General features: G+C 39.2%; 10 protein-coding genes. 4 read left to right on the top strand and 6 right to left on the bottom strand.

Annotated features, from left to right (window positions below):
• Nucleotides 1-234: 234 nt before the first annotated feature.
• The 4 genes from HMPREF1528_RS08765 to HMPREF1528_RS08750 all read left to right on the top strand — a co-directional run bounded on the left by HMPREF1528_RS08765 (nt 235) and on the right by HMPREF1528_RS08750 (nt 5,085).
• The gene (locus HMPREF1528_RS08765; RefSeq protein ID WP_016479471.1) at nt 235-816 is read left to right on the top strand and encodes a MarC family protein; all 582 of its coding nucleotides are present in this window, start codon (nt 235-237) and stop codon (nt 814-816) included.
• A gap of 93 nt (nt 817-909) precedes the next feature.
• A complete protein-coding gene (gene kdsA / locus HMPREF1528_RS08760) occupies nt 910-1,701 on the top strand; it encodes a 3-deoxy-8-phosphooctulonate synthase (protein WP_002672353.1) in 792 nt (263 codons plus the stop codon).
• Nucleotides 1,701-3,110 carry a CCA tRNA nucleotidyltransferase gene (locus HMPREF1528_RS08755; protein WP_009420561.1) on the top strand — a complete coding sequence of 470 codons (1,410 nt, stop codon included), beginning with the start codon at nt 1,701-1,703 and terminating at the stop codon, nt 3,108-3,110. The genes kdsA and HMPREF1528_RS08755 overlap by 1 nt, the downstream gene beginning before the upstream one ends.
• Nucleotides 3,111-3,378: 268 nt before the next feature.
• Nucleotides 3,379-5,085, top strand: a complete 1,707-nt coding sequence (locus HMPREF1528_RS08750; RefSeq protein ID WP_016479470.1) for a phospho-sugar mutase — start codon at nt 3,379-3,381, stop codon at nt 5,083-5,085.
• A 171-nt stretch (nt 5,086-5,256) separates the two neighbouring features.
• On the opposite strand, the gene HMPREF1528_RS08745 is transcribed toward HMPREF1528_RS08750, so the two are convergent.
• The 6 genes from HMPREF1528_RS08745 to HMPREF1528_RS08720 form a co-directional block, all read right to left on the bottom strand.
• On the bottom strand, nt 5,257-6,834 hold the full coding sequence (locus HMPREF1528_RS08745) for a RagB/SusD family nutrient uptake outer membrane protein (protein WP_016479469.1): 1,578 nt from the start codon (nt 6,832-6,834) through the stop codon (nt 5,257-5,259).
• A 12-nt stretch (nt 6,835-6,846) separates the two neighbouring features.
• Complete coding sequence (locus HMPREF1528_RS08740; RefSeq protein ID WP_016479468.1) at nt 6,847-10,182, bottom strand: SusC/RagA family TonB-linked outer membrane protein; 3,336 nt, start codon at nt 10,180-10,182, stop codon at nt 6,847-6,849.
• 69 nt (nt 10,183-10,251) lie between these two features.
• Nucleotides 10,252-11,175, bottom strand: coding sequence for a dihydrodipicolinate synthase family protein (locus tag HMPREF1528_RS08735; RefSeq protein WP_016479467.1), 924 nt, complete (start codon nt 11,173-11,175; stop codon nt 10,252-10,254).
• A 145-nt stretch (nt 11,176-11,320) separates the two neighbouring features.
• Nucleotides 11,321-12,553 (bottom strand): MFS transporter, encoded by a 1,233-nt coding sequence (locus HMPREF1528_RS08730; RefSeq protein WP_016479466.1) that lies wholly within the window; start codon nt 12,551-12,553, stop codon nt 11,321-11,323.
• A gap of 134 nt (nt 12,554-12,687) precedes the next feature.
• Nucleotides 12,688-13,953, bottom strand: a complete 1,266-nt coding sequence (locus HMPREF1528_RS08725) for a cyclically-permuted mutarotase family protein (protein ID WP_016479465.1) — start codon at nt 13,951-13,953, stop codon at nt 12,688-12,690.
• A 6-nt stretch (nt 13,954-13,959) separates the two neighbouring features.
• Nucleotides 13,960-15,129: an AGE family epimerase/isomerase gene (locus HMPREF1528_RS08720; RefSeq protein WP_016479464.1), complete on the bottom strand. Its 1,170-nt coding sequence runs from the start codon at nt 15,127-15,129 to the stop codon at nt 13,960-13,962.
• Nucleotides 15,130-16,052 lie beyond the last annotated feature (923 nt).

Below are 16,052 nucleotides of genomic sequence, written 5' to 3'. Positions count from 1 at the left end.
ACGAACAAAAGACGGTGCGAGCCGCACGGGCAAATGAACAAATGACGAACAAATGATGAAGGAAAGATGAGGCTATGATAATTGTAAAAAAGCGTTTTTATCGTATTATGATATAGGTGAAATACAGCTTTTAGTTATATTGAAATATTAGTAAATCAATCAATTAACAAATTGGGAGATTTTTTTTTCATCGTTCGCAATTATTTTAGTACTTTTGCACAAATTTTTTAGATTATGAATTTCGATGTAAAGGAGATTGTCTCCGCTACTATGGTGCTCTTTGCGGTAGTTGATATTATCGGGAGTGTGCCTATCATTATTAATCTGCGCAAAAAAGCAGGACGTATACAATCTGAGAAAACAGCTATTGTAGCCGGTATTTTGCTTATTCTGTTTTTATTTATAGGCAAGCAATTACTCAATTTGTTTGGAGTAACGGTTGAGGCATTTGCTGTAGCTGGGGCATTTATTCTCTTTTTTCTCGCCTTAGAGATGATTTTAGGTATCACCCTCTACAAAGGTACTACGCCTGAGACTGCCTCTATTGTCCCTTTGGCTTTCCCTATGGTGGCAGGAGCAGGGGCACTCACTACTGTACTCTCCCTTAGGGCAAAGTTTTATGTAGAGAATATTATAGTGGCAATCCTCATTAATATGATTATTGTGTATATAGTGCTTAAATCTTCGGAGAAAATAGAGAAGTTTTTAGGCAAACAGGGCATTACCGTAATTCACAACCTTTTTGGAGTTATACTTTTAGCGATTGCAGTAAACTTGTTTACTACTAATATTAGGGCGATGTTATTTGGGCAATGATGAATGACAAATGACAGTACGAACCTCACCGACAAATAAAAAATTACGAAAAAGCTACTAACCTCAAAGAATTATACCTAACAATTAAACAAAATGATAAACAAAGAAGATAATTTCTTTCTCTTAGCGGGACCTTGTGCTATAGAAGGGGAAGATATGGCGATGAAAATTGCTGAACATATAGTGAATATCACCCATAAACTGAATATATCCTACATTTTTAAAGGGAGTTTTAAGAAAGCCAATAGGAGTCGCGTAGATTCGTTTACGGGCATAGGCGATGAAAAGGCACTAAAAATACTCCAAAAAGTAGGGCAAACCTTTAATGTTCCTACTGTTACTGATATTCATCAGGTGAGCGATGCGGCGATGGCTGCCGAATATGTAGATGTACTGCAAATACCAGCTTTCTTGGTGCGCCAGACTGATTTGGTGGTGGCAGCAGCCGAAACGGGCAAGGTAGTGAACCTGAAAAAAGGTCAGTTTATGAGTCCTGAGAGTATGCAATTTGCCGTGCAAAAAGTATTTGATAGTGGCAATGAAAAAGCGTTGATAACTGACCGTGGCACGATGTTCGGTTATCAAGACTTGATAGTAGATTTCCGCGGAATTCCGACGATGCGCAAGTTTGCTCCCGTAGTAATGGACGTTACGCACTCGCTACAACAGCCTAACCAAAGTAGTGGGGTAACAGGCGGTCGCCCAGATATGATTGAAACCATTGCCCGCGCTGCTATTGTGAACAATGCTGATGGACTTTTTATCGAAACCCATTTTGACCCTGCTAACGCCAAAAGTGATGGGGCAAATATGCTACATCTCGACCTCCTTGAAGGTCTTTTAACGCGTTTGGTTGCCATTCGCAAAACAATTAACGAATTTTAATGAACTATACTGAAGCGCTTTCTAATCCTATTTTTAAACTCATAAGCGATATTTCAGCTGAGATATCGGTTGAAAGTTACGTGATTGGGGGCTTTGTACGCGATTATTTATTAGAGAAAAAACTTCCCAAAGACATCGATGTAGTATCAATCGGTAGTGGTATTTCGTTGGCTGAAAAAGTAGCTGAGCGACTGCCTAATGCTCCTAAAGTATCGATATTTAAAAACTTTGGTACAGCAATGATTAAAGCCGATGGCTTAGATATTGAGTTTGTAGGGGCACGCCGTGAAAGCTATGAGGCAAACTCACGCAAGCCTTATGTAGAGAGTGGCACGCTACAAGACGACCAAAATCGTAGGGATTTCACTATCAACGCAATGGCTTTTTCTCTGAACAGAGATACTTTTGGCGAGCTTATCGACCCTTTTGACGGCTTAGGCGACTTAAAACGAAAGCTCATTCGCACTCCCTTAGACCCTGATATTACTTATTCAGACGACCCTTTGCGTATGATGCGTGCTATCAGGTTTGCTACCCAACTGAATTTTAAGATTGAAAAGCAGTCGCTGAAAGCTATTACTGATAATAAGGAACGGCTAAAAATCATCTCGAGCGAGCGTATTGTAGAGGAACTGAACAAGATACTCGCTTCGCCTAAACCTTCTATTGGACTGAAATTGCTGTACGAAACGGGCTTGTTGCACTATATCCTCCCAGAACTCATTGCCTTGCAAGGGGTGGAGGAACACGACGGACAACGCCATAAAGATAACTTCTGGCATACCTTAGAAGTGGTGGATAATATATCAGAAAACACCGATAACCTCTGGTTACGCTGGGCAGCGCTCTTACACGACATTGGCAAAGCACCTACCAAACGCTTCGACAAGAAGATAGGTTGGACATTTCACGGACACGAGTTTGTGGGGAGCAAGATGGTATATCACCTCTTCAAACGTTTGCGAATGCCTCTGAACGACAAGATGAAATACGTGCAGAAAATCGTAAAGATGAGTTCGCGCCCTATTATCATCGCTGATGATATTGTTACTGATTCGGCTGTACGCCGTTTGGTATTTGATGCTGGAGAGGAGTTTGAAGACCTAATGACCCTCTGCGAAGCTGATATTACTACTAAAAACCCTAAGAAATTCAAAAAATATCACGACAATTTCCAGATAGTACGCCAAAAGGTAGTGGAAGTAGAAGAGAAAGACCACATTCGCAATTTCCAACCTCCGGTAAGCGGTGAAGAGATAATGCAGACGTTCAACTTACCTCCTTCACAACCGGTAGGAATGCTAAAAGAAGCGATAAAAGAAGCGATTTTAGAGGGGAAAATCCCTAATGAATACGAGGCTGCCAAAGCCTTTATGATGGAGAAAGCAAAGAAAATGAAGTTGATTTAGAGGTGCGAGCCACACAGGCGATTAATTTAGTAATGAGATTATGGTTTTTCATATTATTGCTGATAAGTCCGCTTTTGATGAGAGGGCAAGAAATGACACGTATCAATTATACGAATGGTTGAATGAAATGCGAAGCACACAGACAAGTAATTAGCAATTTTGCTAACTGACATATTTGCTAATTAAAAAATTATTCGTACCTTTGCTAACGAAAAACAACGCTGATAAAATATATAACAAGAGTCAGCCTCTATATAAAATTAATTTTATGAAAAGTATTGAAACAGCAAAAATGTGGCTTTCTGACACTTTTGATGCAGAAACTCGCAACAAGGTTCAAGCCCTCATCGATGGGAATCCCGATGAGCTCAACGAAGCCTTTCACAAGAACTTAGAGTTCGGTACTGGTGGTATGCGTGGTATTATGGGAATTGGTACTAACCGAATCAACAAATACACGTTAGGCAAAAACACCCAAGGATTGAGCAACTACCTCAAAAAATGCTTCCCTAACCAAGAGATTAAAGTGGCTATCGCTCACGACTGTCGCAACAACTCTAAGAAGTTTGCCAAAATAGTAGCCGATGTGTTTGCGGCTAATGGCATAAAAGTATTCCTCTTCTCTGACCTCCGCCCTACCCCAGAGCTTTCGTTTACAGTACGCTACTTAGGCTGCCAAGCAGGTATCGTGCTTACCGCTTCTCACAATCCACCAGAATACAACGGTTATAAAGTGTATTGGCAAGACGGCGGACAAACTGTACCACCCGAAGACGGTGATATTATGAAAGCTATTGAAGCTCTTGACTTCAAAGATATCAAATTCAACGCCGATGAGAGTCTTATTCACTACATCGACAAAGAACTTAACAATGCTTTTGCCGAAGCATCTATCAAACACGGAGACTTCAATGCTCCTGAGAAAGACAAGCTAAAAATTGTATTTACTTCTTTGCACGGAACGTCTATCACTATGGTTCCCGATGTGCTCAAACGCGCAGGCTTTACCAATGTACACATTGTAGAGGAACAAGCTGTACCTGATGGCAATTTTCCTACGGTAAAATCACCTAACCCCGAAGAGCCCGAAGCTCTTACGTTGGCACTCAAAAAAGCAGACGCAATAGGAGCTGATATCGTAATAGGTACTGACCCCGATTGCGACCGAATAGGTATAGCCGTTCGGGACCTTCACGGCAAAATGGTGCTACTTAACGGTAACCAAACAATGGTAATGATGACCGACTTTCTCTTGGCACAACAAAGCAAAAAAGGCTTTAAAGGCAACGAGTTTGTAGCTTCTACTATCGTTTCGACTCCTATGGTTCACGCAATTGCTAATGCATACAAAGTGCAATACAAAGAAGGACTCACGGGCTTTAAATGGATTGCCAAGATGATAAAAGACTTCCCTAAGCTTACTTTCATAGGCGGTGGAGAGGAAAGCTTCGGTTATATGGTTGGTGATTTCGTACGCGATAAAGATGCTGTAACTGCGACTTTATTGGCTTGTGAGATTGCTGCATTTGCTAAAGCTAAAGGCAGTTCGTTCTACAAAGAATTGCTACACGCTTATACCAAATACGGTTTCTACAAAGAGTACCTTATTTCCTTAGTAAAAAAAGGTATTTCGGGCTCAGAAGAGATTGCTAAGATGATGAAAGACTTACGCGAAAATCCGTTGAAGGAAATTAACGGAGAAAAAGTAACGCTGATTTGCGATTACCAATCGTCTAAGGCATTCCACCCACTTACTGGCAAAGTAGAAGAAATAGACGTTCCTAAATCGAATGTGCTTATCTACCACACCGATAAAGGCACTCGTGTGGCAGCACGCCCCAGCGGTACAGAGCCTAAGATTAAGTTTTATTTCAGTGTAAATACATCTTTGAGCAGTGTAGACGCTTTTGAAGCAACTCAAAAGGTTTTGGACGGAAAAATCCAAAAGATAGTAGAAGAGTTGAAGCTAAAATAGTGAACCACTCTATATACTCTATATAGAGTCTGCAAATAGACAGTACCTTTGCATTCAACAATTGAATGCAGAGGTACTTTTTTTGAAGAAAGAAATATGTAAAACAGAAAACAGAGCCCCTCTTACAAGGAACTCCGTTTTCATCTTCAATAAAGCTAAAAATCTTTATCTTTATTTGTAACCAGGTGTTTGAGTAACGAGTGTATCTCTGCTGATAATATCAGAATTGATAGGCCAAAGTAGCTTATGTGCTTCTGTATTTTGGTTCAGTATAGGCTCTACATTGCCTGCCACTGTACCATAACTTGCCTCTTTTGAAAATACAAGAGGTTTACCAGAGGCATCTTGTAGACGGCGAACATCAAACCAGCGTTTAGATTCGGCTACAAACTCTTTATCACGTTCTTTCAAGATAGCTAACTCACCATCAGCAAAGTTAGTATGTGTATACGCATTAGCTGAAGTATAATTTGAACCATAAGCCCTCTGTCTAATTTGGTTGATATAAGTAGAGGGGTCAGAGCCTTGCTTATTAGCTATCTCAGCATACATCAACAGTACATCGGCATAGCGGTATACAGGTATATCATCAGAGAAAACACGAGTGTTCGCTGAGTTTATAAAGCCTATATATTTGATGAGAGCTATCCCTCTCCCTTGTGTTTTAGCTGCATTAGAGTAGAACGATAGGAATGTAGTAGCTCTACGGGTATCAGTAGCATCAAAAGCCTGAAACAATTCAAATTTATACTCATTGAATAAGAACCCTGACTGAATCTTCAAGGGGTCGTTATTAGGAAAAGCTTTCCCAGTTTCATCGTATTTATTGATAAAATTGGGCGGGTAATACATAAATGAGTTGAACGGAGTACTTGCTTCATTTTCTAAAAAAGCCATTGCAAATATAATCTCATTATTTTGCTTTTTATTGTAAGCAAATACATCAGCATAGTTAGGCAAAAGGCTAAATTTACCTGAACTAGCTACCTTGTCTAATGCTTCTTTTGCAGTGTCTAAATCAGATGCAGAAGGAACTTGGTCACCAGTAGTGACTTTGGCTGACCAAAGATAAATCTCAGCTTTGAGCATCAAGGTAGCATAATATGACCAATGTATTCTATCAAAATTATTCACTCTGTTAGAATCTGTAAAATATTTTTCAGAGTTATTAATATCGGTCTTTATGAAATCTAAAGTAGCTTTTGGAGTACTACGAGGCGTAAATAATTCTTTACCACTACTAGGCGTCTTGTCTAATATTTCAGTTCCAGTTTTAATGGGTACACCCCCATAGGTTCTGTAAAGCCAGAAATAGTACCACGCACGCATTCCGTACATTTGTCCTAAATAATAATTCTTATTGATTTCACTTAAATAATTGGCTTCTTGAATATTCTTAATAGCATTGTTAATATTAAAAATCTTTCCATAAAAGTCAAACCAAGAACTGTTATTAGGATTTTGAGCAGAAAAGTTCTGCTGTTTTATATCAATATAGTATATATTCTGTTCTAATGATGAGGTACCACTGGGCACCATAGTACCTCCACGTGCTTCACCCATTATCCAATAGTTAAAATCATTGCTTCTAAATTGGTTGTGCACTCCCTCGATAGCCCCTACTACTTGGGCTTCATTTTTCCAGAAGTTACCACTACCATTATAGTCCTTTGGAACAAGGTCTAAATCATTACAAGAGACTGTAAGCAATAGCCCTGCGATAATTGTTATATATTTTAAAACTTTCATATGTTGTATTTTTTAAAAGGTTAGATTCAATCCTAAGATAATAGTCCTTGGTAATGGATAGCCTGAGTTTGATTGTCCTAAAGCCTCAGGAGAATAGGTTTCAGCTTTGGTGAGGTAACCTAAGTTTTGACCTATCAAAGATAATTCTAAATTATCAAGTCCCATTTTACTCACTATATCTTTTTGGAAATTATAACTAAGAGCTATCTCACGGAAGGCTAAGTAACTTCCTTCATAAATAAACATTGTTGAACTGCGGTAGTAATTACGTTTACCAAGCTGGTCAGCCCAATAATATTTAGGATATTTAGCAGTAGGATTATCGGGTGTCCAAGTATCATTTACCTGTTTAACAGTGTTAAAAGTACCTTGCATATTACCTAAGTACCAAGGTAATGAGTTACCTACTGAGATACGCTGTTTGAAATTAAGCGCATAGTCCATACGGGCAGAGAGTCGGATATTTTTATAACTTAAGGTAGTATTGATACCTCCAGTCCATTTAGGATAGATATTACCAGCTTTCACTAAGTCATAATTATCAATTTTACCATCTCCATTCACATCTCTCCAAATTACATCTCCAGGCTGGATAGGAAGTCCTTTTTCTTTTTCAGCATCGCTTAGTCTTGCCCAAGCGGCAGGCCCGTATAGTTTTTTAGGCCCGGTTTCATCAACTAAATTATTAGCCAAGCGTCTTACTTGTTCTTCATTTTGGTATATACCTAACGCTTCGTGAGCATACATATCACCAGGCTCTTGTCCTTCTTGATAACCTCCTACCCATTCTTTTTTACCTGTGGTAGGGTTATATGCCTCAATAGCATTTTGTCTATTATTAGGGTAACCGTTATGAGGCAGTTTTACTACTGTATTTTTGTTATAAGCAGCATTTATTGCTAAACTCCAATGCAAATCATTCTTATCAATAATCCGGAAGTTGGTTTCCATCTCCACCCCTCTGTTTCTGAAAGAACCATTGTTAGTATTGATAGCAGAAGCACCTGATGAGTGTGGAAGTGTCATTGACTGTATCTTATCACTTGTCAAACGATCGTACAATGTAAAATTAGCATTGATACGGTTTTGGATAAAACCTAAATCTAATCCAACTTCAAAGGTACGCGTTTTCTCCCAACGAAGTCCTTTATTAGGAAAAGTACCTATGGCATAGCCTACTGCCCCATTGTACTTATTAGTGCCATAAGAACCTTGTAAGGTATAATCACCTATAAATTTATCTGGCACATTACCATTCAAACCAAAACTGGTTCTGAGTTTTGCAAACGAAAGTACTCGTTTTATATTGTCAGGAATAAACTCTTCACGGGTGATAATCCAACCCAGAGAGGCTGCAGGGAAGTTACCCCAACGGTTATTAATCAATCGAGAATATCCATCACGGCGAATAGTAAATGAAAACAAATACTTATCAGCATAGTCATAGTTTAAACGTCCAAAATATGATTTGATTCTATTGCCATAATGATATGAATCTATCCCACGTTTACCTTCTTTGTTAGAAGTCAAACCTAAGTCTTGGAATTCATCGGTAGGTGCTTCTGAGCCTGAAGCACTAAGCCCGCGTGTATAGCTGTCGTAATACTCATAACCTGCCATAGCATCAAAGTGATGAGATTTTATATCAAACTTGTAGTTTAAGATACTATTATAAGTTTGGCGTATAGTTCTTTTAAAGCTAGCTGAAGTACTTCTAGTTCTACTCCAGTTATTAGCAGCTTTACCTGGTGAGGTTTGGTGGTCTTTATTAAAGCTTTCATAATATTCTTCATCAAACATCACTTGTCCACTCACTGTTAATGAAAGTCCTTTGTACAAATCAGCTCTAAGACTTTGTCCGAAATTAATTTTATTTGTATTATTATCACGAAGAAATATATTTTCATAAAAACGTGGGTTACCGTCAGCACCACCACGTCCCATTACTATCTGTCCATTTACTTTTTCTTTTTGAGTGGGAGGAGCTGAAAGCATACGTCCAAAATAGGCATCATCTGCAGAAGTATTCACATTTTTATACCAAGTAGCATAGGCTATTGAGAAGTTGCTGGTGGAAGTAAGCCAAGGTTTTAACTTATACTCAGCGTTCAAAGTACCAGTGAGTCGCTTATACCAACTCTTGATAGGCAAACCTTCTTGGTTATAATAGCCCAAACCAGCATAATATTTTCCTTTGTCATTACCTCCTGTCATTGATAACGAATAGTCTCTAGTAAGAGCAAAAGGACGGAAAGCTGCCTTTTTGAAATCAAAATCATAAAAAATAAGTTCTTTACCTGTAATAGGATCCGTCATCGTTTGCCATCCTTCTGAAAGAAGTTTTTGTTTTTGAGAAGGTGAAAGGCTTTCTGAGAACATAGTAGACCAATATGAATTGGCACTTTCATTAGGATTTAATACCGTATCATCGGTCATACTTTTGAAGTGTTTATTACCTGTACCGTAAGGTTGTGCACCACTTAAACTCGCTTCGTTAGTAAATCCTTTCCAATCACCTGAAGCATTTTGCCATACACGGGCACTATTACGTACCGCCGTACGTTGCCAATAAAGATAATCACGTGCATTGAGAAACTCTACTTGGTTATTCATATAAGCAAATCCGTGCTTCAATTTTACATTCAGTGACGAAACACCTGCTCTACCTCTTTTAGTAGTTACCAATACTACCCCATTACTGGCTCTTGCTCCATAAATAGCAGTAGCACCAGCATCTTTTAATATATCCATTGATTCAATATCATCGGGGTTGATGTCATTCAATCCCCCTCTGATTTGTCCATCTATGATAACAAGGGGTGAGCCTGAACCATCAAGATTAGTACCTCCACGAAGTACTAAGGTAGGAGCAGCTCCTGGACTTCCTGAAGTCTGTGCTACCCTAAGTCCGGCCACTGCTCCTGAAAGAGCTTGAGCAGGGTTAGAAAAAGAACCGGTTGATAATACTTCTGTTTTCACTGAAGCAATAGAACTCGTTACTTTTGCTTTCTTTTGTGTACCTCCATAAGCAGTAAGCACTACTTCTTCCAATACATTCGCTTCTTCCTTTAACGACACATTAATAGGGCGACTACCTGTTACTCTTCTCTCTTGGGTAGTATACCCTACAAAGCTAAATACAAGAATATCACCCTCCTTTGCAGTGAGAGTATAGTTTCCTTCAAAGTCGGTCTGGGCACCGTGTGTGGTACCTTTCACAACTACAGCAGCGCCTGGCAACGGCATTTCATCAGAAGAAACCGTCCCTTTCACTATTATCTCTTGCGCCCAACCTATTGTGGTAAAAAACAACAAGAAGAATACATTAAATAAATACTTTTGCTTCATTACTTTAAATTTTTACTGATTGATTCTATTAATACAATGGGGTGGTAGGTTAATTACATTTTATATATACTACATTTGGTTACATTTGTTAAAGAAATCAATGCTTTCCAATTCTTTCTTAATGACTGCTTCCTCTTCATCAGTAATGTTTTGGAAAGGCGTACGGTTGATACCTAAGTCTAAACCAAGCAACTTCATTATACGCTTGCCGCACACTATGTTGCCACGATATTTAGCAATTACATTTATCACGTCTTGGGCGTAGTTTTGCAACTCAGCAGCTTTGGCAATATTGCCTTTGTGATATTCATCTATGATACCTACCAATACCTTGCCTATATAGCTACCAGTACCGCTAATACCACCACGAGCACCCCCCATTACAAGAGCATTGAGGATAGTCTCGTCTAAGCCGTAGAGCATATCGTATTTACCATTGTTGTACAACATACATTGGTTGTACTCATAAAGTGGTTCGTAGGTGTATTTGATACCCGCTAAGTTAGGAATACGTCCGTCAGCTGCTTTAAGGAACGGCAACATAGGAAGGTACACCCCATTGAGCACAGGGATATGGTAAAAATAGAAAGGCAGATTAGGCGCTCCACAAGCTATTTCCTCGCAGTATTTCACCAGCTCCTCTACCCTACCCGCTTTGGGGAAAGGTGAAGCCATTGCCCCAATACCGAAAGCTCCAATTTCTTGGGCGTGTTGTGCCATTTTGTAGCTATCTTTTATGCAGGTAGCCCCACAGTGTACAATCACTTTGAAGCCTTTGGGAGCTACTGATACCCATTTTTCGGCTATCTTCATACGTTCTTCAACCGTCATCATATAGCCTTCACCTGACGAACCGTTGATAAATACGCCTATCAATCCATTTTTTTGCAAGAGTTTTGCATATTTATCAATAGGGTCTAAATTTACTTCTCCTTTCTTGTCAAAAGGTGTAAAGGGCGCTACTATCAGCCCATTAATTTTTTCAAATGTCATTTTATTTAGTTATTTATTCCTCTCCCTCTCCTTTCTTCCCCTCCCAAAAAGGAAGGGGAAGGGGAACCTCAAAAGCAATAATAAGGAGAGTGTTTATTAATAATTCTATTTCAATTAGCTCCTCCTTGGGAGGGGTTGGAGATTATTATTCTCCACACAATTCTCTCTTAGGTTTTAAGAATAACAACATCAGTACAATGGCTATTAAGATAATCACCGAGAGTTTGCTAAAATCAGCTCCTAAGTTGCCCGCATCGGTAGAAGTACCGAGCATTAAGGTAACAGCATAGCCCGAAAATACGCCTCCCATATTCATAATGCCATAAGCCGTAGCGCGTTGCTGTTGTGGAATAATTTGGCATAAAATAGGCATATTGTTGGTATCGAACATTCCGTAACCAATACCAAAAAGCAAGGTTGCCCCTATCATTGCTACATACGACTCTCCAAAACCTATGAGTATCAAGGCAGGAATGGTAAGCCCTAAACCAATAGTACTAGTATAGATGCGCGCTTTGATATTTGTCTGTACCCAGCGGTCGGACAATGTACCTCCTATGAGCACGCCTAAGAAAGAAGATATAGCGATAGAAATTGTTGCTATAGGTCCTGCGGTAGCCATCGGTACATTTAAGTTGGTTGCAAAGAGCGTAGGCAACCAGTTCTTAGTTCCCCATCCTGGAAAGCTCGATGCCATAAAGTAAAACAAGAGTATCCAGAAAGAGAAAGTGCCAAACACAAGGGCAAGCGACGACAACAATGAGTTTTTCGGTGCTGGCGTTGTTTGTGTAGTTGCTTGTGGTTTACGCTCTATATCAAAGAGAGTAAATACCAAAAAGAAAGCATACACTATCCCTACCATACCAAACCAGTGAAACACAGTATGCCAAGTATAGTTAGAGGCTATAGTGGCTCCAAAGCCTCCTAAGGCTTGTCCTGCATAAAGCCCCGACATATGAATACCTATAGCCAAAGAACGTGTTTTTGAAGTATGGTAATCGGCTATCATAGAAAGAGCAGTAGCTAAGTAAAGCGCCTCACTGAGTCCCATTAAGGCGCGCAACCAATACACCTGATTAAAGGTTGTCGCATAACCCATACCATAAGTTACTGCCGACCATACAAACAGGCTTCCTACAATCATCCACTTGCGGTTCACGCGGTCGGCAATAATACCAGCCACAGGGCTCATCAATCCGTAGATAAGAAGGAACACTCCCATCAGCCTACCAAAGTTTTCTCCCACAGCAAGCTCTTTGATATCCATTTTCATCGACTCCTGCATCGTGGAGAGCATTTGTCGATCTAAATAATTCAATAGTGCCACCACCCATAGCAATGCCACTACTATCCAAGGGTATATTTTACTGTTTTTCATAGTATCAATTGTTATATTGGTTTGTTAAAGAGCCTTCCTACGGTCAGGAAATCTAACAGATTAACAAAAGTTTGTTTGATTTTGTTTTTTTGATTGATTTCTGAGACGTAGCCTCTCCTTTAAGTAAGTATATACTATTTTACCACAACTTTGAAAGTTTTATTGCTACGTACACCCGGTTTTAGTTCTCCTTGCACGAGGTAAAACTCTTCTGGAGAGCCTACTAAGGTAGCTCCTGCTCGAGCGAAATCAGTTTGTGTATCGAGCACCGACCACTGTTGCGTGTGAGTATCGAACAGATAACACTCTTTATTGAAACGATAGTACTCAATAGGCTGTGTCATATAATGCGACATATAGTCGTAGTTTTTCTGCTTGCGTGTCTCATCAGTGAGGGTAGTATCTCGACCTATATGATAGAGGTCGGTGATGGTTTTTAAGAAAAGTGTCGCATTTACACCTCCAAAACAAGCAATATAGCGGTTATCAATAGTCAAAGCTGTAGCTCCTGTGAGCGAAAATAGCACTTTATCAGGACTTTCTTGTGTAGCTACTTTTTGCCATTGCTGTTGCTGCACACTATACCTCCACACAGTAGTAGAGAGAGTAGGCACGCGGGTAGTATCCCCACCGAAAAAGCCTCCTAACAAGAATAAGTGTGTATCACCCTCTTGTTCCATCGCTACTAATACAGGTTGTACACTGGGCTCTTCGGGGAAATCAGGTAAGCGATGCCACTCTTCATCAGTAGCAGTATCGATATAATACAGTTTGTTAGAGGGTTTTCCCGAAGCACTACCTCCTGCTACAAACACCTTGCTACCTATACTCGCACCTGCAAAGTTATCGAGCGGTTCAGGCAAAGAAGGGAAAGAAGTAAGCGTAATGCCTTTTTCTTTTGAGTACTGCACCTTATAGCAATTGGCTAAAGAGTGTGTAGCCGTCTGTCCTCCTATCCACAGATAGCCAACAGGAATCGCTACCGATACCCCATACGCCGCTGCTTCAGGAAGTTTGCCTACTGTTTGCCATTGGTTTTGCGTTTTATTGAAGTGAAGTATTTCATCGTAAAACACTTTCTTTCCGCCTTCAAACCCGAGTTTATCAGGGAAGTTACACCCTCCTGCTACCAATAATTCACCGTTGAGCAGGGCAGCATAAGAAGCCGAAACGCCTTTCTGCAAATCGCCTTCCAAGCCTTGGGTGGTAAGTGTTGTAATATTAATTTTCATAGGTTGTTCTTTTTGAGTTTCTGTACAAGCCGTCAATATTATTAGAGATAAAACAAATAGTGCAGACTTTGCCAAAGGTGCGAGCCGCACGGGCAGGAAACTTTGGCAAAGTAGCTTAGACTTTGTCAAAGTTTTTCTGTTCATTATTTGTCTTTTATCATTAACCATTAACAACTAACCATTAATCATTGCAATTGTTTTCCACACTTGATATAAGCCACGTGGTACGTGGAAACAGCCCTTCCATTTACCGCCTTTAAGGTCTAAGAGCACTTCGCCTTGGCGGTTGAGGTACCCCCACCATTCGCGATGTTTAGGGTCTTTAAAATGTTCCCAAGTGTAATGATGCACTTTCTCAAACCACTGCAAGCATTCTTTATTACCAGTGAGTTGATATCCTTTTATCAGCGAGATAAGCGTTTCTATATGTACCCACCACAGTTTCTGATCCCATTCTAATTGTTGGGGCGGACAGCCTTTTCTATCCATAAAGTAGTAGATACCGCCATACTGTTTATCCCAACCGTAGTCAATCATTCTTAGAGTTGTTTGCACCGCCTTTTCGATGAGCTCAGGACGATTGAGACACTTGCCTAAGTCCATTATAAACCACATTGCCTCAATGGCGTGACCGGGAGTAAGCTGACGACCTTCAAAAGTATCAGATAGCGAACCGTTTGCATTTACATTTTCTACTACGATGCCACCCAGTTCAGGGCGTAAAAATACGTCCATTACTTCGTGAATACAAGTATCCATCGTTTTCTCGATAAAAGCCTCGTCCAATAAAGGTTCTATCTCCAATGCCAAATTACAGAGAATCATAGGCAAGGCAAAGTTTTTAAGCGAACGAGTGCCTGGGTAGGCTTTGTTCCATTTTCCCTTAGGATTATCTTGTTTAGAAAGGATAATATCAAAAGTGCGTTTGGCTATATCGGCATATTCTTGATTGCCTGTGGCAATGCTCAACTGACCGAAAGCCATCGTAGCAAAGGTATAAGAGAAAATATTATAAGGTTCCACAAGAGGGTTACCTTGTCGGTCTAATGAAAAATACCAGTTTAGGTTTCCGTCGTGTCCGTATTTCTTGAGGAACTCTGCCCCTTGTATAGCACAGTCCAACCATTCCTGCCGTTTTTCTACACGGTTATAAAGCATTGCAAAGAGCCATACTTCACGCCCTTGTAGCCAAATAAACTTATCGGTATCAAATACATTTCCTTGGCGGTCAAGACAAGTAAAATAACCACCATATTCTTTGTCTTGCGATTTCTCTAGCCAAAACGGAATCACGTTTTGTAACAATTCATCGCGATATTGTTTTTCTAATTGTTTAAAATCCATTATTAAAATAGTATCTTAGTTTTAATTGTGATTTAGTTTTTATTCTTCTTTAATCGACGGGGCAAAATAACAAATAAAAAATGATATGACCAAATATTTAATAAAGTTTTTTTATATATAAATTTTATGAAATGTTGATTTTATGTATAACATACTGATTTACATATATATTTGAATTAAACAGAAAGTATTATATTTTCGTATTATTTCGAAAAAACAACTATAAACAATCTTTTTATTTTCTATTTCATTCAAAAATCTATCATAAAGAATAATTTAAAATATTTTATTTTACAAATTCTACATAGCATAAAAACTACGATAATAAAACTTTTAATTAATAATAACCTATTAATTTATTTATAATAGAAAATAAAGCGCGTAATAATAAAATAGAAAGGTTATATTAATATGTATAAAGCAAAGCAAATAGCTTGGTACTATAATTTATTTCCAAGAATAAATCCATCATTTTCCTATTGCAATAGAGTCTCTCCCTTTTTTATTACACATTAGATATCAATTGCTTACAAACCACTCCCTATATTTCAACACTTATATTACTTCGCAAAACCTATTCTCTTTCATTGTTCCATTATCAGCCCGTATCACTCGCGCCGTTGTTTGTATGAACATTGCCAAAATTTCAAACCTTTGGCAATGTTAAAATCCACTAATAACCTTCTTTTTATCTCTCTCTTAGATTTAGCTTACCTTCTTTTTTCCTTCGTCATTTGTTTGTCTTTACGTCGCTTTATTTCTCTCTTTGGAGCAGGTTAGGGGGAGGTTTTGTTCGCCTTTTCTCTATCTGCCCGTGCGGCTCGCACCGTCTTTTGTTCGTCTTTTGTTCGTCTTTTGTTCGTCTTTTGTTCGTCTTTTGTTCGTCTTTTGTTCGTCTTTTGTTCGTCTTTTGTTCGTCTTTT

Source organism: Capnocytophaga sp. oral taxon 336 str. F0502 (assembly GCF_000411575.1).
GTDB lineage: Bacteria > Bacteroidota > Bacteroidia > Flavobacteriales > Flavobacteriaceae > Capnocytophaga > Capnocytophaga ochracea.
This window is presented reverse-complemented; position numbering and strand designations above follow the sequence as displayed.